The following is a 26132-nucleotide window of genomic DNA, read 5'->3' as shown; positions in this document are numbered from 1 at the left end:
TTGATTTTAGAAAAAACAAAAAACCTTAACGCCATCATATCTGTAATCATATTATTATAATCAGAAATGCATCGCTTTTTCATCCAGTTATATTATTTTATCTCTAAAAACCGACTCATTTCCATTGCAGCAGCTTTGGGAATTCTTGTCATTTGCGGATTTTTTGCTTCCAAAATTAACTTTGAGGAAGACATCAATCAGATTATTCCGAAAAATGACAAGTCTGATTTAACGGCCAAAGTTCTGAAACAACTCAATTTTTCAGACAAAATCATTGTCATCATCGAAAACAAATCGAAAGACGACAATTTCCAACTTTCAGAAACTGCAGATACTTTTTTAAATAAAATTGAACCTTTACAAAAATACATCGGTTCGGTTCAGGGGAAAGTAAATGACAATGAAATTTCTGAGACTTTTGATTTCGTGAATCAGAATTTGCCTTTGTTTTTGGATGAAAACGATTATAAAGAAATTGAAAGAAAGCTCAATGAAGACAGCATAGCAAGACAGGTTGAAAGTAATTATGTATCGCTAGTTTCTCCGACAAGTTTAGTTACAAAAGAATTTATCAAAAAAGATCCGCTCGGAATTACTTTTCTCGGAATCAAGAAACTGAATGCTTTAAATATCAGCAAAGATTTTAAACTCGAAGACAATTACATCGTTACCAAAGACGGAAAAAACCTTCTGCTTTTCATCGATCCGAAAAACAAAAGCAACGACACCAAAAACAACGAAGTTTTCGTCAACAATTTAAATGAAATCAAAGACGACATCAACAAAAGTTTTAAAGGAAAAACAGAAATCAGTTATTTCGGTTCGCCTGTAATTGCGGTTGCCAATGCTCAACAGATCAAAAAAGACATTCAGAATACAGTCATTATTTCGATGACAGTTTTGTTGATTTTACTAATGTATTATTTCAGGAATTTCTTTACGCCGCTCATTGTTTTTTTACCGACTGTTTTTGCCGTTTTCATTTCACTGATGATTTTATACTTTATTAAAGATAAAATTTCGGCAATTTCATTAAGTGTTGGTGCGATTCTCATCGGAATTACAATTGATTATGCGCTCCATATTTTAACGCATTACAAACACAACAACAATATTGAAGAGCTTTACAAAGAAATCACGCAACCAATCATTCTGAGTAGCGCAACGACTGCCGTTTCATTTTTATGTTTGGTTTTCGTTCGTTCTGAAGCATTGAAAGATCTCGGGCTTTTTGCTGCAATTACTGTTTTCCTTTCTTCGTTTGCTGCTTTAATTATTGTTCCGCAATTGTATCATCCGAAAGAAAAATCAGATAAAGTAAGCACGAACTTCATCGATAAAATTGGTAATTACCCTTACGAAAAGAACAAACCTTTGATTATTGTCTGTTCAATTATGATTATTGCGTGTCTTTTTGGGTTTCGCCACGTTGGTTTTAATGAAGATATTGGCGATTTAAATTACATTCCGAAAGATTTAAAAATCAGTGAAGCCAAGCTTGAAAAGTTATCAGACATCACTTCGAAATCCATTTATACGATTTCTTATGGAAATTCTGAAAATGAAGCTTTAGAAAGAAACTCCCAATTGAGTCAGTTTTTAGAAAAAGAAAAAAAAGAAGGTAAAATTTTAAGCTACAATTCAATTGGAAATGTTGTATTATCGAAAGAAGATCAGCAAAAAAAGGTTGAAAAATGGAATCAGTTTTGGAATCAAGACAAAAAAGATCAAACAATTTCTGAATTGGTTCAAAACGGAAATAAATTTGGTTTTAATTCTTCTGCATTTGATCAGTTTAATGAAAATTTAAATAAACCCTATTCCACTTTAAGTTTAAAAGACTACGAAAAAATAAAAGCACTACAAATTTCTGAATTTCTGAGCAATGAAAATGGTTTTTATACCGTTTCGAATGTGGTAAAAGTGGATGAAAAGAAAAGAGATGCTTTCATAAAAGATGTCGAAAAAAGTCACGAAGCTTTGGCAATCGACCGTCAACAGATGAATGAGAACTTTTTAGGTTTGCTGAAAAATGATTTCAATACGTTGATTAATTATTCTCTTTTAGCAATTGTCTTAACAATTATCGTTTTCTTCAGAAATTTCGAATTATCGCTTCTCACAATGTTCCCAATTGTTTTAACGGGAGTTGTGACGGCGGGAATATTGTATTTTCTTGGTTTGGAATTAAATATTTTCAGCACCGTTGTCTGTACTTTGGTTTTTGGAGTTGGTGACGATTTCAGTATTTTCTTAACCAAAGCGATGCAGAAAGAACATACAACCGGAAAAAATGAACTTCCAACGTACAGAATTTCTATTATTTTGGCAGTTTTCACGACGATTTTATCCATCGGCTCTTTGATTTTCGCAAAACATCCGGCTTTACATTCTTTAGCTTTGGTTGCTTTGATCGGAATGTTTTCTGTGATTGTGATTACCTCAACTTTGTATCCGTTTTGGTTCAGGTTTTTAATTATTAATCGACAGAAAAAAGGATTATCGCCAATTACTTTAAGACTGTTTTTGCACTCTGTTTTATCGTTCATATATTATGGCTTAGGTGGCTTTTTATTTTCGGTTTTCGGAAGTATTTTTGTGAAGAATGCAAAAGGCAACACTTTGATTTTCATTAAAAAATTCATTGCAAAGTTTCTTGCTTCGGTTTTATACACCAACCCTTTTGTTAAAAAAACTGTTATCAGAAATCCGAATGAAGACTTTAGCAAACCTTCTATTATTATTGCTAATCACACATCGTTTCTTGACACATTGGCAATGGCGATGACAACTCACAAAATCGTTTACCTTGTTAATGATTGGGTCTACGAGTCTCCGGTTTTTGGGAAACTCGTGAAGGCTTTAGGCTTCTATCCTGTTTCTCAAGGCATCGAAAATGGAATGGAAAAACTGAAAGAAAAAGTGAAAAACGGCTATTCTTTGATGGTTTTTCCTGAAGCGAAACGCTCTTTCGACAATGATGTTAAAAGATTTCACAAAGGTGCATTTTATCTTGCAGAGCAATTTGATTTGGATATTGTTCCAGTTTACATTCACGGAAATTCCGAAGTTCTTCCCAAAGGCGATTTCATTATTTACGATGGCGCCATTACAATCAAAGTTGGTGATAGAATCGATAAAAGTGATTTGAGTTTTGGGAAAAATTATTCTGAAAGAACGAAGAAAATCAATGCATTGTTCAGAGAAAAATTTTCAGAATTGAGAACAGAATTGGAAGATGAAAATTACTTCAGAAAAAAATTATTCTTGAGTTTCCTTTATAAAGAAAACCACGTTGTAAAAGAAATCAAACAAGATTTCGAAGCGAATAAATCGGTTTATTTTGAACTGGACAAACGCATTTCAAAAGACGCAGTGATTCTACACATTGCGGATGACTTTGGTCAAAAAGATGTTCTTTTAAGTCTTTATCACGCAAGTAGAAAGATTTTCAGCTTTGTTAGTAATGAAGAAAAACGAGAAGTTGCTGAACAGAGTTATGTTGTTAAGACAAGAAAAATCAATTATATCAACAACATTTCTAAGGTCAATAAAAACATTGATGTGCTTTTGATTTCTGATGACCACTTCGATCTCTCAAAAATTGTTGATTTTCCGGAAACTGTTATTTTATTAAAAACAAAAGTGTTATTGTTTTCTAACAAGAATTATTCTTTAATATTTGACTCAAACACCATAAAAGTTTACAAAAAAAATGAGAATAAGGGCTAAATATCATAGTTTTGTATAAAACCATTTTTTTAATGCCTAAAAAAATTCTTGTCATATACTATTCACAAACCGGACAACTGAAGGATATTGTGAAGAATATAGCTCAGCCTTTTGAGGAAAAAAAAGACGAATATAGTGTCACTTATTACAACATCCAGCTCAAAAAGGACTTCCCTTTTCCGTGGCCAAGTGATGTTTTTTTCAATACATTTCCAGAATCTTATCTGCAAATCCCAAGTGAAATATTACCTCCGCCAGAAGATGTTCTGAATCAAAAATTTGATCTCATCCTTTTCGGATATCAGGTTTGGTATTTAACACCTTCTATTCCAATTATTTCATTTCTGAAAAGCGGTTATGCAGAAAATATTTTGAAAGATACTCCTGTTGTTACTATCTCAGGAACCAGAAATATGTGGATGCTTTCTCAGGAAAAACTAAAAGTCTATCTGCGTGATTTGAAAGCTCAATTAGTTGGAAATATTGCGTTGGTTGACAGACACGACAATTATACCAGCGTTCTTACAATCCTGCGTTGGCTGACAACCGGCCAAAAAGAAAAATCTGGAATTTTACCTGCAGCCGGAATTTCTGATGAAGAAATTTCTGGTTCTGTCAAGTATGGTAAGATTATTGAAGGGCATTTGCGCGAAAATAACTTTAAGGATCTTCAGCCCGAGCTGGTAAAAAACGGAGCGGTAGAAATAAGACCTTTTTTGGTAAGAGTAGAGAAAGTCGGGAACAAAATTTTCACCGTATGGTCCAATCTCATTATCAAGAAAAAAGAAAAGCGTCCTTTGCTGATAAAATTCTTTAAGGTATATTTGATGGCAGCGATCTGGATTATTTCGCCCATAGTTTTGGTCCCACATATCCTTATGACACCAATATTGTGGTTTAAAAGAAAAAAACAAAGAGAATATTTACAAGGAATTAATTTAAAATAAAAAATGAGTAACGTTTATATCACCAAATCTTCTACATACCTACCAAACGAACCGATAGCCAATGACGATATGGAAAGCTATCTTGGTTTGGTAAACAACACACCTTCTAAAGCAAGAGCATTGATTTTGAGGAATAATCAAATCAAAACCAGATATTATGCTCTTGACAAAAACGGACAACCCACTCATACCAATGCTCAGATTACAGCTAGTGCGATTAACGGGCTTTTTGATGAGAATTTCAAAAAAGAAGATATGGAACTCCTGTCTTGTGGGACGACTTCTGCAGACCAAATCCAGCCATCTCACGCATCAATGGTTCACGGTGAGTTGAACATCAATAAATCTGTAGAAATCAACACTTCTATGGGACTTTGCAACTCTGGAATGAACGCACTTAATTACGGTTTCCTATCCGTAAAAGCTGGTGTTAAGAACAATGCCGTTTGCGTAGGTTCTGAGAGATTTTCTTCTTGGATGACAGCGGACAAATTTGATCACGAAGCTGAAAACCTGAAGCTATTGGAAGAAAGACCAATCGTCGCTTTCAAAAGAGAGTTTTTGAGATGGATGCTTTCTGACGGTGCGGGTGCATTCTTATTGGAAAACAAACCAAGAGAAAACCAGACGTCTTTAAGAATCGAATGGATTGATTTCTACTCTTACGCTCACGAGATCGAAGCTTGTATGTACTCAGGATGTGAAAAGCAGGAAGACGGAAGCTTAAAATCCTGGGCAGATTATCCTTCTGACGAGTGGTTGAAGCAATCGATTTTCGCTTTGAAGCAAGACACAAAAATTCTGGATCAATATATCCTTGTAAAAGGTGCGCAAAGTTTGAGAGCATCTTTTGACAAACACGAGCTGGATCCGGAATCTGTAGATCACGTATTGGCGCACATCTCTTCCGGTTATTTCAAAGACGGTTTGAAGGAAGAATTTGCCAATGTAGGTTTGGATTTCCCTTGGGAAAAATGGTTCTATAATCTTTCCGAGGTTGGAAATATTGGTGCTGGATCAATCTTCATTGCTGTTGAACAACTGATGAATTCTGGCAAACTGAAGAAAGGAGAAAAAATTCTTCTTTGTGTTCCGGAGAGTGGAAGATTCGCTTATTCTTGTGCATTATTGACGGTTTGTTAATGGGAAGCACTTTACCAAATTCTGACAAAGACTTTATAGAAGGTCTGATCCCGCAAAAGTTTCCTTTTGTAATGGTAAGCGGACTTTTGGAATATTCGGAAAATCATTTGATTTCCGAATTTGTCATTAAAGAAGACAATATTTTTGTTAATGAAAATACTTTTCAAGCTTCTGGTTTGATTGAACATCAGGCGCAGAGTGTGGCTTTACATACAGGTTACAAATACTTTCTTTTAGGCAAAGAGTCTCCAACAGGTTACATCGGTGCTATCAAATCTTTTGAAGCTGAAAATTTACCTCAAACCGGAGATGTATTGAAATCAGAAGTGACTATTGTTAATGAAATGATGGGCGTAACATTGGTAGAAATTATTACTAAAATTAATGATAATGTGATTGCAAAATCGCAGATGAAAACCGTTGTGAAATAATTTTAAATGGAACTGAAAGATCAAAGCTTAATCAACATCCACAATTTCCTGCCCCATCGTGAACCAATGCTGATGACGGATTATATTTTGGAATTGACGGAAGAAAAAGTCACTACTTCTTTTAAAATTACTGAAGATAATATTTTTGTTTCTGATAATGAATTTGTAGAAGCTGGATTAATAGAAAATCTCGCTCAAACTTGTTCATCAATCCTCGGACAAAGTTTTTTTCAAAATCCGGATGTTGAAACAAAAGTAATTGGTTTCATTACGAATATCAAAAAAATAGAAATTTTTGCTTTGCCAAAAGTGGACGACATCATCATCTCAAAAGCATCATTAATCTCCCAATTTGAAAACGTCTGCAACATTTTTTGCGAAACTTTTCTTAATGATAAAATATTAATCAGAGCTGAAATTAATTTGTTTATCCAAGAAGTAAAACAATAACGATGAAAAAACAGGATATTCCCCAAGACGAAAGTAATTTGCAGTCCGCAAATATGACCGAAATGTTATATGTGACGGATGAAAATAACAATTACACCACTGCTCAAAGCATTGGTTGGGAAGCGAAAAAAGCGGCGTTGGACGAATCAATGGAATTGATTTACGAGCGTATCGCAGAAGCTAAACAGAATGTTGCCAATGGAATAGTAAGTCCAATCATCTATTTTATGGAATTGAATAAAATGGATCTACAGGTTCTCTCAGCTTATGTTGACAAATGGCAATGGACGGTCAAAAGACACGCAAAACCCAAAATTTTCAAAAAACTCAGCGACTCTACCCTGAAAAAATATGCCGACGCATTCGGAATTTCGGTAGATGAATTAAAAAACTTCGACGGTAAATAATTATGCAGATTAACTTTGAACACCACCAGACAGCCCACTGCGAAAACGGTGTTGCATCCAATTTACTTCTCAACAGAGGTTTGAAACTCAGCGAACCAATGATTTTCGGAATCGGTTCTGGTCTGTTTTTCGTATATCTTCCTTTTTTGAAAGTTAATTTTGCACCGGGTTTCAGTTATCGTCCGATGCCGGGAGCTATTTTCAGCAAGGCTGCAAAAAGGCTTGGAATTAAAATCAAAAGAATAAAATTTTCAAATCCAAAAGAAGCACAGGCAGCTTTGGAGAAAAATTTAGAACAGAATATCCCAACAGGTTTACAGGTTGGTGTTTTCAACCTTACCTATTTTCCGGAAGAATATAAATTCCATTTCAACGCACACAATCTTGTGGTTTACGGAAAAGAAGATGGTAAATTCCTGATCAGCGACCCTGTGATGGATTTTGCGACAACTTTAACCGAAGCTGAACTCGAAAAAGTTCGTTATGCTAAAGGCGCACTCGCTCCGAAAGGTCATATGTATTTCCCTACACACATTCCGGAAAATGTACATCTGGAAGAAGCCATCAAAAAAGGAATCAAAGATACCTGCAAAAATATGCTGGCTCCGGTTCCATTAATTGGCGTAAAAGCAATGCGTTGGGTTGCAAAAAGCATCCCGAAATGGGCTGAAAAAAAAGGCACGAAAGTGACCAATCATTATCTCGGACAATTGATTAGAATGCAGGAGGAAATCGGTACCGGTGGTGGCGGATTCAGATTTATTTATGGTGCTTTTTTACAGGAAGCAGCTGTGATTCTAAAAAATGACGAGTTGAAAGAATTATCTAAAGAAATTACAGCCATCGGTGACCTTTGGAGAGATTTTGCAGTGGATATTGCAAGAGTTTATAAAAACAGGAATTCGAAAAGCGATATTTACAATCAGCTTTCAAAATCGATGTTGCACATTGCTGATTTGGAGGAGGCTTTTTATAAAAAACTGAGAAAAGCGATCTAGTTTGGAGAATATCATCGAAATTAAAAACCTCTACAAGAAATACAAAAACTCCGAAGACTTTTCGGTTAATGATATTTCTTTGAACATCGATAAAAATGAAATCTACGGAATTCTCGGTCCCAACGGAGCGGGGAAAACCACGCTGATTTCTATGCTTTCAGGTTTGATTAAACCAACCTCAGGAAGTTTTACCATCAACGGATTGTCGCCAAAAAAAGACAATTCAAAAATCAAACAAATCATCGGCGTTGTACCTCAGGAATACGCGCTCTACCCGACTTTGACGGCGAAAGAAAACCTATTATTCTTCGGAAGTCTGTATGGTTTAAAACATAAAAATCTCCACAAAGAAATCGACGAAGCTTTAGAATTGATGGGTTTAACGAAATTTGCCAATAAAAAAGTCGACCAGTTTTCTGGTGGAATGAAACGCCGTTGCAACCTAATTGCCGGAACACTTCACAACCCGAAAGTTCTGTTTCTGGATGAGCCGACGGTTGGCGTAGATGTTCAATCAAAAAAAGCCATCATCGATTATCTTTTAGATTTAAATAAAAAAGGAACGTGCATTATTTACACTTCGCATCACCTTTCTGAGGCTGAGGAATTCTGTACAAAAATCGCCATCATCGACCACGGAAAAATCCACGCAACCGGAACACCTCAAGAATTGGTGGAAAGAGTTGCCAATGCGGAAAACCTGGAGGATGTTTTCATTTCATTAACCGGAAAAGAATTGAGAGATGTTGTATAAATTGTGGAGAAGTTTCATCAAGGAAATTCAGTTATTGAAGCGAGATTCGGGCGGAATTGTGATTATTTTCCTGATGCCGTTGCTGTTGATTATTACCATTACTTTAATTCAGGATTCAACATTCAAAAATCTGGAAGGTTCCAAAATTCCGATTATTTTTATTGATAACGATAAGTCAGAAGTTTCCAAAGTCATCAAAAAAGAGCTGGAAACCAGCAAAACATTTGAACTTGTTACGAATTACAATGAAAAAGCAGCTGAAAAAGCAGTATTCACGGGAGATTATCAGATGGCCATCGTCATTCCTGAAAATTTATCGAAAGATTTAAATTCAAATATTGATTCTAAAGTTCAAACCGTAGTAAGTTCATTTGGTTTAGAAACAGATTCGACTGCGACTAAAGTTATAGCTTCAAAAACAAAAGACATTCATCTTTATTTCGATCCTGCGACGAATGCTGGTTTTAAAAATTCGGTAATGAATGCCATTAATAAAATGGTTTTCGAAATCGAGAATAAAAAAATATACAAAGCCTTCCAAGACCAATTGGGAACAACGGAAGACCTTGAAAATAAAAGCTTAATTACCTTTAAAGAAATTACACCGAACAAAGGCAAAGAAGAAGCAATGCCAAATTCCGTTCAGCACAACGTTCCTGCGTGGGCGCTGTTTGCGATTTTCTTTATTGTGGTACCGTTGTCGATTAATTTAGTTAAAGAAAAAAGTCAGGGAACGAGCGTGAGAGTTCGTGTGAGTCCGACCCCGTATTACATTCATATTTTAGGAAAAACATTTACGTATCTGATTATTTGCGTCATCCAGTTTTTGCTGATGGTTGCGGTAGGAATCTGGCTTTTCCCGCTGATGGACTTACCTCAGTTTGATGTAACCGGAAAAATGTTCCATCTTCTGATTGTCACGCTTTTTGCAGGATTGGCAGCGATTGGTTTTGGGGTTTTAATCGGCACCGTATCCGACACTCAGGAACAGTCGGCGCCGTTTGGAGCGACTTCTGTGGTAGTTTTGGCAGCGATTGGCGGAATTTGGGTTCCTGTTTTCCTGATGCCCGAATTTATGCAGAAAATTGCGCAGTTCTCCCCGATGAACTGGGGACTGAATGCCTATTACGATATTATTTTAAGAAACAGCGGCATTGGCGAGATTGCCAAAGAACTGATTTTCTTATTTTTATTTTATATTGCGATGGTAACTGTTTCTTTACTTTATGAAAGGAAACAAAACAGTGTTTAACTTATAATGATTGATTTAAATAAGATTCCTCCCATATTTAAACACTATTAAAAATGAAGAATATTCTAATCATCATATTAAGTTTTGTACTTATTCAATGCTCAAGCAACAAAAAAGCAATTTCATCAGAAAACGAAAAATTGGGATTTAAACTTGATACTTTATCTCTATTTGACCAAAGCAGAAACCGAAAAATTCCAATTGCGATTTACCAACCAAAAGACATAAAACAAGCAAATAAAATCCCCATCTTTTTCAGTCACGGTTACGGAGAAAATAATGGAAGTGATTATTTGCAAGCTTATACCTATTTGACAGAGTTTTTAGCTTCAAAAGGTTATTTTGTTGTTAGCATTCAACACGAGTTGAAAACAGACGAACTTTTAGCGATGACCGGTAAACTTCAAGAAACTCGAAGGCCAAATTGGGAAAGAGGTTCTCAAAATATATTTTATGTTTTACAAAAAATCAAGCAAGATTATCCGCAATTAAAATATAATGAACTATCATTAATTGGGCATTCAAATGGTGGAGATATGACGGTTTTATTTGCTCACAAATATCCGAATCTTGCAAATAAAATAATTTCAATGGATAATAGACGAATGGAATTTCCAAGAACTTTTAAGCCCAAAATATTTACTTTACGTTCGAAAGATTATCCAGCCGACGAAAATGTTTTGCCAACCAAAGAAGAGTTGAAAAAATATAATATAATTGTCCAATTTACTGACATAAACCACAGCAGTATGGACAATGATGCAAACGAAACTGAAAGAGAATATTTAAAGACAAAAATTTTAGAATATTTAAAAAAATAATGTTTTTATTATTCTTAATTTACAGTAAAAACCGAAAGAAAAATGCAGTCTAAAAATTTAACCTGTACCGAAGAAGTACGTATACGTTTCAACGAAACCGATCCGTTAGGAATCGTGTGGCACGGTCACTACATCATGTATTTTGAGGACGGAAGAGAAGCTTTCGGAAGGCAACACGGCTTGACCTACCTCGATATTCAAAAAGCAGGATTTACCACGCCAATTGTGAAAAGTACGTGCGAACATTTTCTTCCTTTAAAATATGGCGAAACATTCAATATTGTAACGACTTTCGTGAATTCTGTTTCAGCGAAACTGATTTATAAATACGAGATTTTCAACCAAAACAATCAATTGGTTTGCAGCGGAGAAACCATTCAGGTTTTTCTGGATTCTGAGAATAATTTATGTCTGTACAATCCCGAGTTTTTTCAAACCTGGAAAGATAAAATGGAATTATGATGAAGGAAATTTACATTACAGATTATAACTGCGTCACGCCTTTGGGTTTTGATGTGGAATCAAACTGGAAAGCGCTTGTGGAAGGAAAATCCGGTGTTGCTTTGCATAGAATCATTGATAATCACGAAGCTTTCTTTATTTCTAAAATTGATTCTGAAAAATTGGAAGAGGAATTTAATAAACTCTTTGATAATCAGAATTTCACAAGACTTGAAAAAATGTTTTTATTAAGTCTGAAACCTTTGGTGGAAAGACATCAGATTTCAGATGAAACGGCTTTTATTTTGTCAACAACAAAAGGAAACATCAGTTTATTAAAAAACGAAAGCACTTTACCGGAAGGTGTTTACCTTTCAAACTTAGCTCAGAAACTCGCAGATTTTTTTGGATTTAAAACCAAACCGATTGTCGTTTCAAACGCCTGTGTTTCTGGTGTTATGGTGATTTCTGTGGCAAAAAATATGATTCAGGCAGGAAAATATAAAGATGCTTTTGTGGTTGCCGGAGATGAGATTTCTGAATTTGTGATTTCGGGTTTCAATTCTTTTCAGGCAATTGGAAGCGAACCTTGCAAACCGTACGACAAAAACCGTAACGGAATTAATCTGGGTGAAGCGACGGCTGCAGTATATATAACTTCCACTCCATCAGAAGACGAAAAATTCAAGTTTAAAGTTCTAGGCGACTCAGCGATTAACGACGCCAATCACATTTCCGGACCATCGAGAACCGGCGATGGATTGTTTGCCAGCGTTCAAAATGCAATGAAAGAAGCAAAAGTTTCAGCGGAACAAATCGATTTTATTTCGGCTCACGGAACGGCAACGCTTTACAACGACGAAATGGAAGCCATCGCCTTCAACCGAATGGATTTGCAAAATGTTCCGTTGAACAGTATGAAAGGTTATTACGGACATTGTTTGGGAGCTTCAGGACTTTTGGAAAGCATTATTTCACTGGAATCTGCTTTGAATAGTATTTTAATCCCATCCAAAAATTTTAAAGAAATGGGTGTTTCTGAGGATTTGAATATTATAAAGGAAAATCAGTCTGCAGAAATTAAATATATTCTGAAAACGGCTTCAGGTTTTGGAGGTTGTAATGCGGCAATTGTTTTGGAAAAAGCATAAAAAAAAATTGTAATTTTGATAGAATTAAAGTTTTAGGAAATGGAATCTACTTTAGAAATCAGACAAAGAATTCACGATTATATTGATGACGCAGATGAACGTATTCTGCGTATTTTCAATGCAATAATTGATGCAGAAGAGGAAGAGGAAGAATTGGAGCCGTCCGAATATCCGCAAGTTCCGGATTATGTCTATGAGCGAATCGAAGAAGAACGCAAAAAATATTTGAAAGGCGAGCTAAAGACTTCTTCGTGGGAAGAAGTGAAAGCAAGACTGATGGAAAAACTATGAAATATAATCTTTCATTATCTCCAAATGCTGAAGTAGATTTGCTTGAATCAGCACTATGGTACGAAAGCCGACAAATTGGACTGGGAGAAAAATTCACAAAAAAGGTTGAAGCGTATTTTTCTAGAATTCAAAATAATCCACTTCACTATCCTTTGAAAAATGGAAATTTGCGTGAAGCTTACATCCAAAAATTCCCTTTTATTATCATTTATGAAATTGTAGGAAATGAAATTATTGTCTTCGCTGTTTTCAATACTCATCAAAACCCAACAAAAAAGCCTTAAACTTTTTGAAAACCCTCAATGAAGAAGACAGATATTTGCACCATAGAAAACTCAAAAATAATCGTCAACGAAAAAATTATTTTTGAATCCGAAACCGAAAATTTCTCAGATTTCGCGAAAGAAGCCTATAAAAGTTTGGAACTGAATTATCCAAAATTTCATAAGATGGATAACTTGAGTAAATTGGCTTTTTTAGCTTCCGAAATGATTCTAAAAAACGAAAACCATAGCAAAACAGCTTTGGTTTTCGCCAACAGATCCTCAAGCCTCGACACCGATTTTAAATATCAGGAAAGCATCAATTCTCAGGAAAATTATTTCCCGAGTCCCGCTGTTTTCGTTTACACATTACCGAATATTTGCGTGGGTGAAATCAGTATTAAACATAAAATGCAGACTGAAAACGCATTTTTCGTTCTGGATGAATTTGATGAAGAATTTTTAAACAACTACTCGGAACAGATTTTGCAGTCGGGAAAGGCCAACAAAGTATTATGTGGCTGGGTAGAACTATATCAGGAAAATTATAATGCTTTCGTATATTTGCTAAACAAGTAAATAATTAAACTATAATATAAAGTGTATTTGACAAGAATTATACACTGACAAATAAAAAATTATGAGCGACTTAAAATTAGAATTAAAAAACAAAATCGTAGATGTTCTTAACCTGGAAGATGTTGCTGTAGAAGACATCAAAGACAACGATCCTCTTTTCGGAGGTGGTCTTGGATTAGATTCAATCGACGCTTTGGAATTAATCGTTCTTCTTGAAAAGGAATACGGAATCAAATTATCTGACCCGAAAAAAGGGAAAGAAATCTTCCAATCTATCGAAGTAATGGCGAAATTCATTGAAGAAAATCGTACAAAATAAATTAATATACTAATGTATCAATGTAGCAGTCTAGCAATTGGTAAACTGTTATATTGGTACAATGTTACATTTTGTAGAAAATGGGTCAAAAAATTGCCATAACAGGAATGGGCATCATCTCTGCGATTGGAAACAATGTGGAGGAAAATTTGAGGTCACTAAAAACCGGAAAGCACGGAATTTCAGAAATTAGCTTGTTTGAAACACGTCATTCTGGAAAAATAAAAACCGGTGAAATCAAATTATCTAATGAAGAATTGGTGCAAAAACTTCAGTTAAATGAGGATAATAATGCGACAAGAACTTCTTTATTAGGAATGGTTGCCGCTAAAGAAGCTGTAGAAAGTGCCGGAATTTCCGACATTAATGAGTATAAAACTGGATTCATTTCCTCAACAAGCGTTGCAGGAATGGACGTTACCGAAAAATATTTCTACTCTTACGAAGACTTTCCTGAAAAGCAAAAATATATTGACGCACACGATGCCGGAAATTCATCTTTGCTGATTGCTGATTATTTGGGTTTGAAAGGTATGGTTTCAACTATTAGTACAGCCTGTTCCTCTGCAGCGAATGCGATTATGATGGGAGCAAAATTGATTAAAAACGGAGTTTTGGATCGTGTGATTGTCGGCGGAACTGATTCTCTTTCAAAATTCACTTTGAATGGTTTCAATACCTTGATGATTTTGACCGATTCTTACAACACGCCTTTTGATAATGACAGAAAAGGACTAAATCTAGGCGAAGCTGCTGCTTTCTTGGTTTTGGAATCTGACGAGGTCGTAAAAAAAGAAAACAAAAAAGTGCTCGGTTATCTTTCAGGTTATGGAAATGCTAATGATGCGCATCATCAAACTGCTTCTTCGGAAAACGGGCAAGGTGCTTATCTAGCGATGGAAAAAGCTTTGAAAGTTTCTCGTCTAGAGAAAGAAAATATTGATTATATCAACGTTCACGGAACAGCAACACCAAATAATGATTTATCTGAAGGCATTGCGATGATTCGGATTTTTGGAAGAGATCAGGTTCCGGAATTCAGTTCTACGAAGGCGTTTACTGGTCATACTTTGGCTGCAGCGGCGGGAATTGAAGCGATTTATTCTTTACTGGCGATTCAAAATAATTTGATTTTTCCGAATCTGAATTTTAAAACTAAAATGGAAGAATTTGATTTGACTCCTGTAACTGAGCTGAAAGAAAAAAATATCAATCACGTTCTTTCAAATTCATTTGGTTTTGGAGGCAATTGCTCAACCTTAATATTTTCAAAATCGTGAGTGCAGTTTACATCAACAGTGCAGCCTGCATCTCGGTTCAGGACACTTTAAATGATAATTTCTTCGACAATTTACAACCTCAAAATTCTTCTCAGGTTTTAAAAGTAATTCAGCCCAATTACAAAGAATTCATTCCGCCTGCGATGATTAGGAGAATGTCCAAAACTGTAAAAATGAGTTCTGTGGCATCAAATTATGCTTTGAAAGAAGCAGGAATCGAAAATCCGGATGCGATTATTGTAGGAACAGGAATGGGATGTTCTCAGGATTCCGAGAGATTTTTAAAAAATGTGCTCGAAAATAACGAGGAATTTTTAACACCTACATTCTTTATTCAATCCACCCACAATACCGTTTCTGGTCAAATCGCTTTAGGATTGCGATGTCACGCTTATAATTTCACTTATGTGAATACATCTTCGTCTTTGGAATTTTCGATGTTAGATGCGAAACTTCAAATTAATGATGACGAAGCGGAAAATATCCTGGTTGGTTCTACAGACGAGCAAACCGACAGAACGATGGAATTGTACAAATTAAACAAAACCATTAAAAAAGAAGAAAATCTTCCGGTTGATTATTTGAATTCGACGACAGAAGGTGTGATTTGGGGTGAAGGTTCGAGCTTTTTTGTTCTAGGAAAAGACAAAACTGAAGATTCTTATGCTCAGCTAAAAGATATTCAAATCGTTAACAAATTAGATTTAGATGAAACTGAAAAATTTATTGAAGATTTTTTAGTTAAAAACAATTTAACGACGAATGATATTGATGCTATGATTTTAGGTTTTAGCGGAGATTCTGAATCTGATAGTTATTACAAAAATGCTTCCGAATTATTCCAAAATTCATCACAGCTATATTTCAAACATTTGAGTGGAGAATTCAATACAGCAAGTGGATTCTCGACGTTTATGGCTTGTCATATTTTGAAAAAACAAGAGATTCCGGAAGTGATGAGAATTAATTCTGTAAATAATTCAGAAATTAAAAACATTCTTCTTTACAATCATCTTGGTGGAAATGATCATAGTTTGGTTCTGCTGGAAAAAGCTTAATTCAACCAAATAATAGATGAAGCATTATTCATTCATCCTGGTTTATATTTTCTGGAACTTTATAATTTATATGTTTCAGGCAAGTTTCTGGATGTATGTTGCGTGTTTCTTCTTTTTCTCAGCCATTGTTGTTTGGGGTTCTTTTGATATTCAATTAAAATATTTCATTAATTCTATTACTCAGAAAAAAACAAAAATCAAAGAAGTGGCTTTGACCTTTGATGATGGACCTACGGAATTGACGACGAAATTTTTAGATTTATTAAAAGAAAAAAACATACAGGCAACTTTCTTCTGCATCGGAAAACAGATTGAAAAATATCCCGAAACATTTCGAAGAATTATTGCTGAAGGTCACACAATCGGAAATCATACTTATTCTCATTCCAATAACACCGGATTTTTATCGAGTTCAAAAATGATTGAGGAAATTGAAAAATGTGATGAAGTAATTGCTAAAATCGGGAATATTAAAACTAATTTTTATCGTCCGCCTTTCGGAGTCACCAATCCGAATATTGCAAAAGCGATCAATAAAACTCAGAAAAAAAGTATTGGCTGGAATGTCCGTTCTCTTGATACGGTGATTGACGACGAAAAGAAAATCTATAACAGGATTACGAAAAATCTCAATAAAGGAAGCATTATTCTGCTTCACGACACTTCGGAGAAAACCTACAACGTTTTGGTAGATTTATTGCTATTTTTGGGACGTGAAAAGTATTCGACCTTCACAATTGATTCAATGAATAATTCTAAAAATAATGATTAAGAATATAGCTTTAGGCACATTTTTATTGATTTCAGGTTTCTTTTTTGGGCAAAATACAACAATGTCCGCAGCAGAATCAAAAGCATTCGTTTCAAAAGTTTCTTCCGAAACCAGAAATATAAAGACATTACAAAGTGATTTTACTCAAACCAAAAAAATGGATTTCTTAGACAAAAGTATCGTGACTTACGGTAAAATGTCTTTAAAATCTCCAAATTCACTGAGTTGGAAATACACAAAACCTTATCAATACAGCATTATTTTTAAGGACAATAAAATATTTATCAATGACCAAGGGAAAAAATCGTCTGTTGATGCGAAAAGCAAAACCTTTGAAAAAATTAATAAACTGATTGTAGGAAGTTCAAACGGACAAATGTTCAACGACCCAGAATTTTCTGTAAGTTATTTCAAAAATGCGAATTTCAACATCGCTAAATTCACTCCAAAGTCTGCTCAATTACTGAAATATATCAAGCAAATTGAACTGCAATTCCCGAAAAACGAATCGACGGTTTCTCAGGTTAATATGACGGAAGCATCGGGAGATACTACGAATATTGTTTTCAAAAACACAAAAATCAATGCGCCGATTTCTGCTTCAGAGTTTTCTTTATAGTCTGATATTTTTATTTTTTGGCTCGTGCAAAACCTATAAACTGACAGGCGTAAAATCTATTTCTAATTCTGAAACAACGGTTGAAAATCTTTATTTTTCATCTAATGAAGATTATGTTTATAAATGTCAAATGGATATTTATAACAATCACGTTAGCGGAATTTTAATCATTAAGAAGATTGGCCAAACAACACATCGCGTTGTAATAACATCAGATTTTGGAAACAAGCTAATTGATTTTGAGATTTCTGATAATGATTTTAAACTCAATTATGTTCTTCCTGATCTGGATAAAAAATTGGTGATTAATTTCTTAAAAAATGATTTTCAACGATTGCTAAAAAGAGAATACCAGGTCACAGAAAGTTTTGAAGACGATAATTCTAAAATTTATCTTTCCAAAATCGAGGATCAATCTTATTATTTATTCTATAACAAGGATAATTCTCTATTGAAAAAAGTGATTTACACAAAGAACAACAAGGAAAAAATCGATTTTACTTTTGATGCGAAAAAACATATCTTCGCAGATAGTATTGATTTACAACACAAAGATTTTAACATCAACATCAAACTATTTCAAATCACGGATACCGAATAATTATGCAGAGCATTCTTAATGATTTTTATGCTGTTACCTCTCACGAAAAAACTGAAAAAGGTTTTACGGCTAATATTACTTTAAACAAAGATCACAAAATTTTCAATGGCCATTTCCCGGGAAATCCAGTTACTCCAGGTGTTTGTATGATGCAGATTGTGAAAGATTTGACAGAAGAATTTACCAATTCTAAACTGTTCCTGAAATCGGCTTCTAACGTGAAGTTTATGGCGATCATCAATCCATTTGAAACGCCGGATTTGGTTTTAGAATTGGACATCAACGAGAACGAAGACGAAATAAAAGTAAAAAACACCACCACTTTTGGCGAAACTATTGCATTGAAATTGTCAGTTACCTATAAAAAAATATAGTTATGAAACTGATGTTATCCTTACTGGCAGCTTTCGTGATGTTCTTTCAATCTTCGGATTTGGAAGCTTTGAGAGACAGTTACGCCGTCGCCAATCAATCCAAAGAAAATGCTAAAAATTTCATAGAAATTGCTGACAAAAAAACATCTTCTGATCCTGTGATTTCCGGTTACAAAGCAGCGGCAAAAGTTTTGGAGGCTAAAGTGTCTACAGAGGGCAAAAGAAAATCGCTAGTAAAAACCGGAGCAACTAGTCTGGAAAGCCTAATAAAAAGTAATCCTAACAATACAGAATTAAGATTAATAAGATTAAGTGTTCAGGAAAATGTGCCTAAAATTGTAGGTTATCATAAGAACTTGAAGGAAGATAAAGAATTCGTCCTCAGCAATTACAGCAAGCAAAATGCTGCACTGAAAAGCTATATCAAAAAATTTGCTGCACAATCCAAAACAATGACGGCTGCAGAAAAAGCGACCTTAAAATAAAACAATGACCATCTCCGAAGTGCAAAACGCCATTTCTGAAAAGAAAATATGTGTTTTAATACCGACTTACAATAACGAAAAGACTCTGAAGAGAGTGATTGACGGTGTTTTGGATTACACTGGAAATATTATTGTAGTCAATGATGGTTCGACGGATTCTACTTCGGAAATCCTTAAAAATTATTCTCAAATCACAGTTGTTTCTTTACCTGAAAACAAAGGGAAAGGAAACGGTTTGAAAATCGGTTTCAGAAAAGCTCAGGAATTGGGTTATCATTATGCGATAACCATTGATTCGGACGGTCAGCATTATCCTGATGATATTCCTGTTTTTGTAGAAGCTTTGCTTAGCGAAAAAGAAGATGTTCTTCTGATTGGAAACCGGAATATGTCTCAGGACGGAATTCCCAGAAAAAGCAGTTTCGGCAATAATTTTTCCAACTTTTGGTTTTGGTTTGAGACAGGAATTAAGTTACAAGATACACAATCCGGTTACCGACTTTATCCTTTAAAAAAGATTCCGAAAAAATATTTCACACCCAAATTTGAGTTCGAAATTGAAATCATCGTGAGAACAGCTTGGAAGCACGTTCCTGTAAAGAATGTTCCTGTAAAAGTACTTTATGATCCTGCGGAAAGAGTCTCGCATTTCCGACCATTTCGGGACTTTACAAGAATCAGTATTCTGAACACCATTTTGGTTTTCATTACCATTTTCTACATTATTCCGAGAAATTTTTTCAGGAATTTCAAAAAAAAAAGCCTTAGAAAATTCATAAAAGAAGATGTTCTGGAAAGCGACGGCAGCAACCGAATCAAAGCATTTTCCATTGCGCTTGGAACCTTCATTGGTTTGTCTCCTTTTTGGGGATTTCAGACGTTGATTGTCATTTCTTTAGCAGTCGTTTTTAAACTGAATAAAGTATTGGCTTTTGTATTTTCAAATATCAGTTTGCCGCCATTCATTCCATTCATTATTGCGGCTTCTTTATTCATTGGAGCGCCGTTTGTGAGTGGAGAAAGCGATTTTCTGAATCACGATTTAGATTTTGAATTGGTAAAAAACAATCTGCTGCAATATGTAATTGGGAGTTTTATTCTTGCGACTACTGTTGCCACAATTTTCGGATTGGGATTTTATTTTTTCTTGAATAAAGTGAATCCGGACAAACCTTAATTTAATTTCTTTAAGGTTTTCTTCAAGTATTTCTCTACATTTTGCTTGTCTGAAATTGTTGTAATTTCCTTTGTTAAAGCTTTTTCAAATTCAGTTTTGGCTTTAGAATATTCTTTTTGTTTGAAATAATATTTTCCGCCCAAATAATAACCCAACCAAAAGTCAGGATTCAAAGATTGGTATTCTTTAGTAAAATCTTCACTCAACAAAACATCATCTTTTTCAATTGCTGAAATAATCTCTGATTGCATTAATTTATAAATCTCATAATTTTCAAATTCCTGAGAATCGACAAAAGGATCTTTTGCGATATTCAGTTCTGACTTGGCAAATTTTCCATTTTGCAAACGTTTATCAGTAAATATTTCATTCAAATCATAACAGACAAATTCTCCTAACTGATAAGGATTTGAAGAAACCCAAACCAATTTTTTCTGAGGCGAAAAAATTACAGCGTGATGCGATAAAAGCTGATTAAGTGCTTTCTCATTTCCATAACCAATTTTCTCTCCTTTAAGACCCGATTTATCTCTTAAAATCGCAGCCATTTTTTCAGGATTAAGCTTTTGATTTTCCTGCAGAAGTTTCTGTAATTTTTCATAGCGGTATTCCGAATGACTTTCTAATATATGCTTTTGATTTCGCTTGTCATCTTTATAAGCGTCGGACTGAAAATGATTAGTACAAAAAATCTTACTTGAATTTTCAACTTTATAAACACCAAAATTATCAGGAGAAACTTCTATAATTATCGCATTTTTATCATTTGCGCTTCCGACTAAAATAGATTCCGAGACAAATACCTTCCTCTTTTTTGCAATTGCAATGGCTCCATCAATATTTTTTGCATATTGAAGAATTTCTCTTGTCACTAGAGAAATCGGTGTTTTCGCCGTCAATGGAATTTTAGATTTTCCAGCATTGATTGTCACTGTAATTCCTTCTTTATTCATCCCGGAAACAACGCCAATCATTCCTGGCCAACTGATAGACATATAAGGAATACCGTCTTCAGGTTCTACAAATTCGATTAATTTATTCTTGGCAAAATCGTCGCCGACATAGAAATCAAAGTTCCGCCCAATCAACAGATCGCCATCTATTGAGTTTTCATTCCAAACGGCAAGAGAAGAACAGCCAACCATCATCAAATCCTGCATTGCGTGACCGATATCGTGCGCACCGTGCAGATACATATTTCTCAAGAATTTGGGAGCGATGAAATCATATTTACCTGATGAATACTGAGATAATCCGTATAATTCAGCTTGGAAATCATCTCGAACATTCAAATACATTTTACGATTATACCATTTTAGAAAACTTCGTAATAATTTTTGTTTGAACTTTGATGGCACAAAACCTTCAACCTTGGAAAAGAAGATGTCTTCCTGTTTCTGCATCAGATCTTGCGTCAATGCACCATTATTGTAACCTAACTGCAAAGGATTCCCTTTGATGTAAAGCTCCCAAAGCTGTTGTTTATTTTTTGTTAAGTAATTTTGATTGAAGCTAAAAGTTGAATCGTTGATTTTGTTAACCTTTGGAATTTCAAGAGAATATTGTTTAATATCTGGAACGTGACGAACAGATTTGGAAATTCCACAGGAAGTGAGATTCAGAATTAATAAAAAATATAGTAATGCTTTTTTCATCAATTCTTATTTAAAACTTGCATCAAACGTTCATCCAAAACTTCTTTCCCAATAATCTCAGAACAAGTTACAAATGCGCCAATCGTTACGCCCAAAATGCCGTGCATATTAACGGTTTGTCCTGTTAATAAAAGATTTGGGATTTTTGTTTTGGCAGAGAAAACGGTTTTCAACGGATTGTGAGAATCTTTTACATAACCGTAGATTCCGCCTTCGTAACAGCCGATGTAATCACGATATGATAATGGACTTGAAGTATAAATCTCTTCTATCGAATCTAAAATATAAGGATGCTTTTCAGCCATTTTCTGAATCAGAATTTTAGCTTTTTCACTCTTAAATTCTTCGTATGATTTACCTCTATATTCACTTTCAGCAACGGTATTTTGTGTTTTTTCCCATTCTTTAACCTCATCAAAATTCATATAAGCAAGAGCAGTAAGACTTTCGGCAAAATCGGGATTTTGTTTGGATCGTGTGGCGGAAAGCATATACCATTCTGGCCAATTTTCGGGTGCCGGAAAACTGGCACTCCATACTTTTTCTATGGAAGAATAATTATAAAAGTTGCAATTAAAATAAGGTAATGAGTTTTCTTTCAATTTGATATAAACCGAAAAGCAAGATACAACCGGTTCCAAATCATTGACACGGTTGAGATAAGATTTCTTCAACTTATCTTCTCCTATTAGCTCGACTGTTCTTCTAATGTCGATATTGGAAATGAATTGTTTGGCGAAGAATTGTTTGGCGAAGAATTGTTTGCCACATTTGGTTTCAACAGCTTTCAGATGATTTTCTTCGTTATAAATAAATTGACAAACTTCAGAATGTTTGTAAACTTCAGCGTCGTGTTTTCTGAGTTCTCTGATTAATAATTTTGTGATCTGACTTCCTCCATTAATACATTTGAAAGCACTTTCGATGTAAGAATTGACCGTGAGTGCGTGAACATACAACGGCGTTTTCTCGCCAACTCCTGCATATAGAAAATTAGACCCTGCTAAAACAGCTCTTAACTTTTCGTTTGAGGTGACAGAGTCTATAAATTCTTTAGCATTAGTGTAAAGAATTTCGTCACTATACTTTTCTTTTCTGTAAAGGCTGTAACGAGGAAACTGTGCACAAACCTCCTGAATTCCATCACAATACTTGATGATATTTTCTTTTTCTTCAGGAAAAATTTTGGAAAGCTGCTCCACGAAATTATCGTAACCTTGAGAATGTGGATATTCTAGTTCATCATTATCAAAAGTGATTTTATCAAAGCCATTTTCGTCCAATTTTTTCAGATTCAAACCGTCCATGATTCCAAGATAAGTGAAATATTGATTGAGGTTTTGACCTTCTGACAATCCGCCTAAATAATGAACACCTGTATCAAAAATGAGTTTGTCTCTGGAAAAAGTCTGCAGATTGCCTCCGTATTGATTGTTCTTTTCCAACACGCATACTTTAAGACCTTCTTTCGCCAAAACAAGTGCCGAAACAAGACCTCCTAAACCGCTTCCGATAACCAATATGTCGTATTCTTTTTCCAATTTTTTTAGAAATGAGATGTAGGACTTTAGATGTTAGATAAAATAAGCTTTAAACACTGAATCGTTCGCAGCCCGACTTGAGCGGAAATCCTTTTTGTTTTTTTGCTAAAAAATAAAAAGATTGGGAGCGGAAGGCGGATTAAGCTGCCATAAAAATATTGAAAATTAATCAATATCGTCCCAAAAGTCAAAGTAATTGAACCACTGGAGCGGATATTTTTTGAGCATCGTTTCCAGATTTTGAACATAGGAATTGAGCAAGCCCTGAGAATCGCGGTTTTTGATGTTCTGAGCCACTCTTGCGTACAAGTGATAATGGAGATTTTTTTCCTTCATTACATAAACATAAACAACAGGAACACCCAGTCTGGATGCAATGAGAAACGGACCAGCAGGAAATTTGGCAGTTTTACCTAGCAATTCTGCTTCAAGAAATTTGGAACCTTCGAAATAGCGATCGCCCGTGAAACAAATCAATTCGTTGTTTGACAAAGCCTGATTAATCTCGAAAATGTGGGACATATCGTCTTTGACATAAATGAACTTGATATTGCTTTTTTTAATCGCAACACTATCCAGGTATTCTTTTATGATGGTAACTTCCTGATCTGTTGTAACTAAATTAATTTGTGCATCAAAATCGATGTCGGCAAAAAAGTGTTCTGCAATCTCAAAATTACCGATATGCGCGCTAATCAAAACGCCTCCTTTTTTCTCATTTAGAAGGTTTTTGAGATTTTCTATTCCGTCAAACTCATAAGTAAATCGGTTTCGTAAACCTACTGAAATGGCCGTTTTGTCAATCAAAACTTTCCCAAAAACAAAGTAGCTTTTGAAAACAGACAGTTTCGATTTCCAAAAACTATAACCTAATCTTTTTGAGAAATAGTAAGAAATGTATTGGTTGCTCTTCTTAAGAAACAAGAAGTAATAAGTTGCTACAAAATACAGTACAAAATATGAACTGCGGACGCCAAGATTCTTGATGCTCCAAACGAAAATTCTGTAACCGAGTATCGTTCCTTTGGATTTACCTTTCCACTTGTTCATATAATGATGTTTACCAATTTATCCGAAATATTGGTATATCCTTGAATTATTAATTATGCTACTTTTTCAGAAATTTTGGTTTCTATCGTATCATAAAAATCATCGAAAGTAATAACTCTTTTAAAGTCGGCTTCGCCTAATTTCACACCGAAATTAGACTCAATTACAACAACCATATCGATATAGTCCAGACTGTCTAAGCCCAGTGTTTCCTTAAAATTGGCATCGTTAACGATATCATCGCGGTCGACCTCAAACTCATTGACAAGAAAATCATTAACAACCGTAACAATTTTTTCTCTTTCCATAGTGTTTTTAAACAAATTTTTTAACAATTAGTGACGAATTGGTTCCTCCAAAACCAAAAGAATTCGACAAAAATACGTCAATTTTTTGATTTTTTGTTTCTGAGATCAAATTTATCTTTTTCGCGTCATCGTCCGGATTTTCGAGATTGATATTCGGAGCGATAAAATCATTCTGCATCATTAGAATTGAATAAATAATCTCACTTGCACCAGCCATCCAACACTCATGACCTGTCATAGATTTAGTAGAACTTACGGGAATCTCATTACCGAAAATTTCATAAATTGCTTTGGCTTCGTTCGCATCGCCTAAAGGTGTAGACGTTGCGTGCGCGTTGATATAATCGATATCTTTTGCTGTTAATCCCGCTTGGTTCAGAGATCTTTCCATTGCCAAGGCCGGTCCGTCAACATTAGGTGTAGAAATATGTCCGCCGTTGGATGAAAAACCGTAACCGACAATTTCTGCAATGATGTTTGCGCCTCGTCTTTGCGCAGATTCCAGACTTTCTACAATCAAAGTTGCTGCACCGCCACTTGGAATCAATCCATCTCTTCCTGAATCAAATGGCCTTGAGGCTTTAGCAGGTTCGTCTTCTCTTACCGAAAAAACGCCTAATCCATCAAAACTTGCCATTGAATATTTGTTGGTTTCCTGTGCACCGCCACAAACCACAACATCTTGCATCCCGTTCTTAATCAACAGATAAGCTAATCCTAAAGAATGGGAGCCACTTGCACAAGCCGCACTGATGGTCAAATTAATTCCTCTTAATTTAAAAATTGTGGAAAGGTTCATTGTAACGGTAGAATTCATTGATTTGAAAATCGCACCAGAACCCATTAAGGTTGTATCTTTTTTCTCTCTTACAATATCAGTTGCCTCTATAACTGCCTGAGAAACACTATCATTACCGTAAAGAATTCCTACTTCATTAGCATCCAGAAAATCCTGTTCGATACCGGCTTGTTTCAACGCATCTATGGTTGCCAGATAAGCATATTCGCTTTCTTCGCCCATACTGACACGCTGTCTCCTATTGAGAAGACTTTTGAGATCCGGCTTCGGAACACTTCCTGTTAAACCTGATCTATATCCAAACTCTTTTCTATCCTGATCCAGAACAATTCCGGATTTACCCTCATAGAGTGACTTCTTTACTTCTTCCAAAGAAATCCCAATACAGGAGTAAATTCCCATTCCGGTAATCACAACTCTATTTTCCATTCTTT

The 26132-nt window shown here is 34.9% G+C and carries 29 protein-coding genes; 24 read left to right on the top strand and 5 right to left on the bottom strand.

Translation table 11 applies throughout. The features are described from left to right. Positions 1-66: 66 nt before the first annotated feature. From BUR19_RS14950 to BUR19_RS14830, 24 genes are all read left to right on the top strand, one after another. A complete protein-coding gene (locus BUR19_RS14950; RefSeq protein WP_074236243.1) occupies positions 67-3732 on the top strand; it encodes an MMPL family transporter in 3666 nt (1221 codons plus the stop codon). A gap of 32 nt (positions 3733-3764) precedes the next feature. Beyond that, the gene (locus tag BUR19_RS19315) at positions 3765-4679 is read left to right on the top strand and encodes a hypothetical protein (RefSeq protein ID WP_083600788.1); all 915 of its coding nucleotides are present in this window, start codon (positions 3765-3767) and stop codon (positions 4677-4679) included. A 3-nt stretch (positions 4680-4682) separates the two neighbouring features. Beyond that, complete coding sequence (locus tag BUR19_RS14935; RefSeq protein WP_074236240.1) at positions 4683-5822, top strand: beta-ketoacyl-ACP synthase III; 1140 nt, start codon at positions 4683-4685, stop codon at positions 5820-5822. Beyond that, positions 5822-6253, top strand: coding sequence for a hypothetical protein (locus tag BUR19_RS14930; protein ID WP_074236239.1), 432 nt, complete (start codon positions 5822-5824; stop codon positions 6251-6253). The genes BUR19_RS14935 and BUR19_RS14930 overlap by 1 nt, the downstream gene beginning before the upstream one ends. 6 nt (positions 6254-6259) lie before the next feature. Then, complete coding sequence (locus BUR19_RS14925; protein WP_074236238.1) at positions 6260-6703, top strand: ABC transporter permease; 444 nt, start codon at positions 6260-6262, stop codon at positions 6701-6703. Positions 6704-6705: 2 nt separating this feature from the next. Next, positions 6706-7110, top strand: coding sequence for a hypothetical protein (locus BUR19_RS14920; protein WP_074236237.1), 405 nt, complete (start codon positions 6706-6708; stop codon positions 7108-7110). 2 nt (positions 7111-7112) lie between these two features. Then, on the top strand, positions 7113-8108 hold the full coding sequence (locus tag BUR19_RS14915; RefSeq protein WP_074236236.1) for a BtrH N-terminal domain-containing protein: 996 nt from the start codon (positions 7113-7115) through the stop codon (positions 8106-8108). A 1-nt stretch (position 8109) separates the two neighbouring features. Then, positions 8110-8862, top strand: coding sequence for an ABC transporter ATP-binding protein (locus tag BUR19_RS14910; protein ID WP_074236235.1), 753 nt, complete (start codon positions 8110-8112; stop codon positions 8860-8862). Further along, positions 8852-10114, top strand: a complete 1263-nt coding sequence (locus BUR19_RS14905; RefSeq protein ID WP_074236234.1) for an ABC transporter permease — start codon at positions 8852-8854, stop codon at positions 10112-10114. The genes BUR19_RS14910 and BUR19_RS14905 overlap by 11 nt, the downstream gene beginning before the upstream one ends. A 53-nt stretch (positions 10115-10167) precedes the next feature. Further along, positions 10168-10935: an alpha/beta hydrolase gene (locus tag BUR19_RS14900; protein WP_074236233.1), complete on the top strand. Its 768-nt coding sequence runs from the start codon at positions 10168-10170 to the stop codon at positions 10933-10935. A 42-nt stretch (positions 10936-10977) separates the two neighbouring features. After that, positions 10978-11397, top strand: a complete 420-nt coding sequence (locus BUR19_RS14895; protein ID WP_074236232.1) for an acyl-CoA thioesterase — start codon at positions 10978-10980, stop codon at positions 11395-11397. After that, positions 11394-12527 carry a beta-ketoacyl synthase N-terminal-like domain-containing protein gene (locus BUR19_RS14890; protein WP_074236231.1) on the top strand — a complete coding sequence of 378 codons (1134 nt, stop codon included), beginning with the start codon at positions 11394-11396 and terminating at the stop codon, positions 12525-12527. Before BUR19_RS14895 ends, BUR19_RS14890 begins: the two co-directional genes overlap by 4 nt. Positions 12528-12566: 39 nt before the next feature. Continuing rightward, the gene (locus BUR19_RS14885; RefSeq protein WP_074236230.1) at positions 12567-12818 is read left to right on the top strand and encodes a hypothetical protein; all 252 of its coding nucleotides are present in this window, start codon (positions 12567-12569) and stop codon (positions 12816-12818) included. Continuing rightward, positions 12815-13102: a type II toxin-antitoxin system RelE/ParE family toxin gene (locus BUR19_RS14880; protein ID WP_074236229.1), complete on the top strand. Its 288-nt coding sequence runs from the start codon at positions 12815-12817 to the stop codon at positions 13100-13102. The genes BUR19_RS14885 and BUR19_RS14880 overlap by 4 nt, the downstream gene beginning before the upstream one ends. Positions 13103-13120: 18 nt before the next feature. Then, positions 13121-13660 (top strand): 3-oxoacyl-ACP synthase, encoded by a 540-nt coding sequence (locus BUR19_RS14875; RefSeq protein ID WP_074236228.1) that lies wholly within the window; start codon positions 13121-13123, stop codon positions 13658-13660. Positions 13661-13721: 61 nt separating this feature from the next. Continuing rightward, a complete protein-coding gene (locus tag BUR19_RS14870; RefSeq protein WP_074236227.1) occupies positions 13722-13979 on the top strand; it encodes a phosphopantetheine-binding protein in 258 nt (85 codons plus the stop codon). 80 nt (positions 13980-14059) lie between these two features. Then, a complete protein-coding gene (locus tag BUR19_RS14865; protein ID WP_074236226.1) occupies positions 14060-15259 on the top strand; it encodes a beta-ketoacyl-[acyl-carrier-protein] synthase family protein in 1200 nt (399 codons plus the stop codon). Further along, positions 15256-16317 (top strand): beta-ketoacyl synthase N-terminal-like domain-containing protein, encoded by a 1062-nt coding sequence (locus BUR19_RS14860; RefSeq protein WP_074236512.1) that lies wholly within the window; start codon positions 15256-15258, stop codon positions 16315-16317. Before BUR19_RS14865 ends, BUR19_RS14860 begins: the two co-directional genes overlap by 4 nt. A gap of 16 nt (positions 16318-16333) precedes the next feature. After that, the gene (locus BUR19_RS14855) at positions 16334-17089 is read left to right on the top strand and encodes a polysaccharide deacetylase family protein (RefSeq protein WP_074236225.1); all 756 of its coding nucleotides are present in this window, start codon (positions 16334-16336) and stop codon (positions 17087-17089) included. Beyond that, complete coding sequence (locus tag BUR19_RS14850) at positions 17082-17708, top strand: LolA family protein (protein WP_074236224.1); 627 nt, start codon at positions 17082-17084, stop codon at positions 17706-17708. The genes BUR19_RS14855 and BUR19_RS14850 overlap by 8 nt, the downstream gene beginning before the upstream one ends. Next, entirely contained in the window at positions 17674-18309 is a 636-nt protein-coding gene (locus BUR19_RS14845) for a hypothetical protein (protein ID WP_074236223.1), read from the top strand. Before BUR19_RS14850 ends, BUR19_RS14845 begins: the two co-directional genes overlap by 35 nt. A 2-nt stretch (positions 18310-18311) precedes the next feature. Then, positions 18312-18683, top strand: a complete 372-nt coding sequence (locus BUR19_RS14840) for a 3-hydroxyacyl-ACP dehydratase (protein ID WP_074236222.1) — start codon at positions 18312-18314, stop codon at positions 18681-18683. Between the two features lie 2 nt (positions 18684-18685). Continuing rightward, positions 18686-19168: a hypothetical protein gene (locus BUR19_RS14835; RefSeq protein ID WP_074236221.1), complete on the top strand. Its 483-nt coding sequence runs from the start codon at positions 18686-18688 to the stop codon at positions 19166-19168. A gap of 4 nt (positions 19169-19172) precedes the next feature. Beyond that, on the top strand, positions 19173-20345 hold the full coding sequence (locus BUR19_RS14830) for a DUF2062 domain-containing protein (protein ID WP_074236220.1): 1173 nt from the start codon (positions 19173-19175) through the stop codon (positions 20343-20345). On the opposite strand, the gene BUR19_RS14825 is transcribed toward BUR19_RS14830, so the two are convergent. From BUR19_RS14825 to BUR19_RS14805, 5 genes are all read right to left on the bottom strand, one after another. Then, positions 20342-22000 carry a C45 family autoproteolytic acyltransferase/hydolase gene (locus tag BUR19_RS14825; protein ID WP_074236219.1) on the bottom strand — a complete coding sequence of 553 codons (1659 nt, stop codon included), beginning with the start codon at positions 21998-22000 and terminating at the stop codon, positions 20342-20344. The genes BUR19_RS14830 and BUR19_RS14825 overlap by 4 nt on opposite strands. Beyond that, a complete protein-coding gene (locus BUR19_RS14820) occupies positions 22000-23541 on the bottom strand; it encodes a phytoene desaturase family protein (protein ID WP_074236218.1) in 1542 nt (513 codons plus the stop codon). The genes BUR19_RS14825 and BUR19_RS14820 overlap by 1 nt, the downstream gene beginning before the upstream one ends. 165 nt (positions 23542-23706) lie before the next feature. Next, positions 23707-24591 (bottom strand): LpxL/LpxP family acyltransferase, encoded by an 885-nt coding sequence (locus BUR19_RS14815; protein ID WP_074236217.1) that lies wholly within the window; start codon positions 24589-24591, stop codon positions 23707-23709. Between the two features lie 53 nt (positions 24592-24644). Next, positions 24645-24899, bottom strand: coding sequence for an acyl carrier protein (locus BUR19_RS14810; protein ID WP_074236511.1), 255 nt, complete (start codon positions 24897-24899; stop codon positions 24645-24647). A 7-nt stretch (positions 24900-24906) separates the two neighbouring features. Continuing rightward, the gene (locus tag BUR19_RS14805; protein WP_074236216.1) at positions 24907-26127 is read right to left on the bottom strand and encodes a beta-ketoacyl-[acyl-carrier-protein] synthase family protein; all 1221 of its coding nucleotides are present in this window, start codon (positions 26125-26127) and stop codon (positions 24907-24909) included. Between the last annotated feature and the right edge of the window lie 5 nt (positions 26128-26132).

This window comes from Epilithonimonas zeae (assembly GCF_900141765.1).
Classification (GTDB): domain Bacteria; phylum Bacteroidota; class Bacteroidia; order Flavobacteriales; family Weeksellaceae; genus Epilithonimonas; species Epilithonimonas zeae.
The sequence above is the reverse complement of the archived record's forward strand: the minus strand, read 5'-3'. Positions and strand labels throughout refer to the sequence as shown.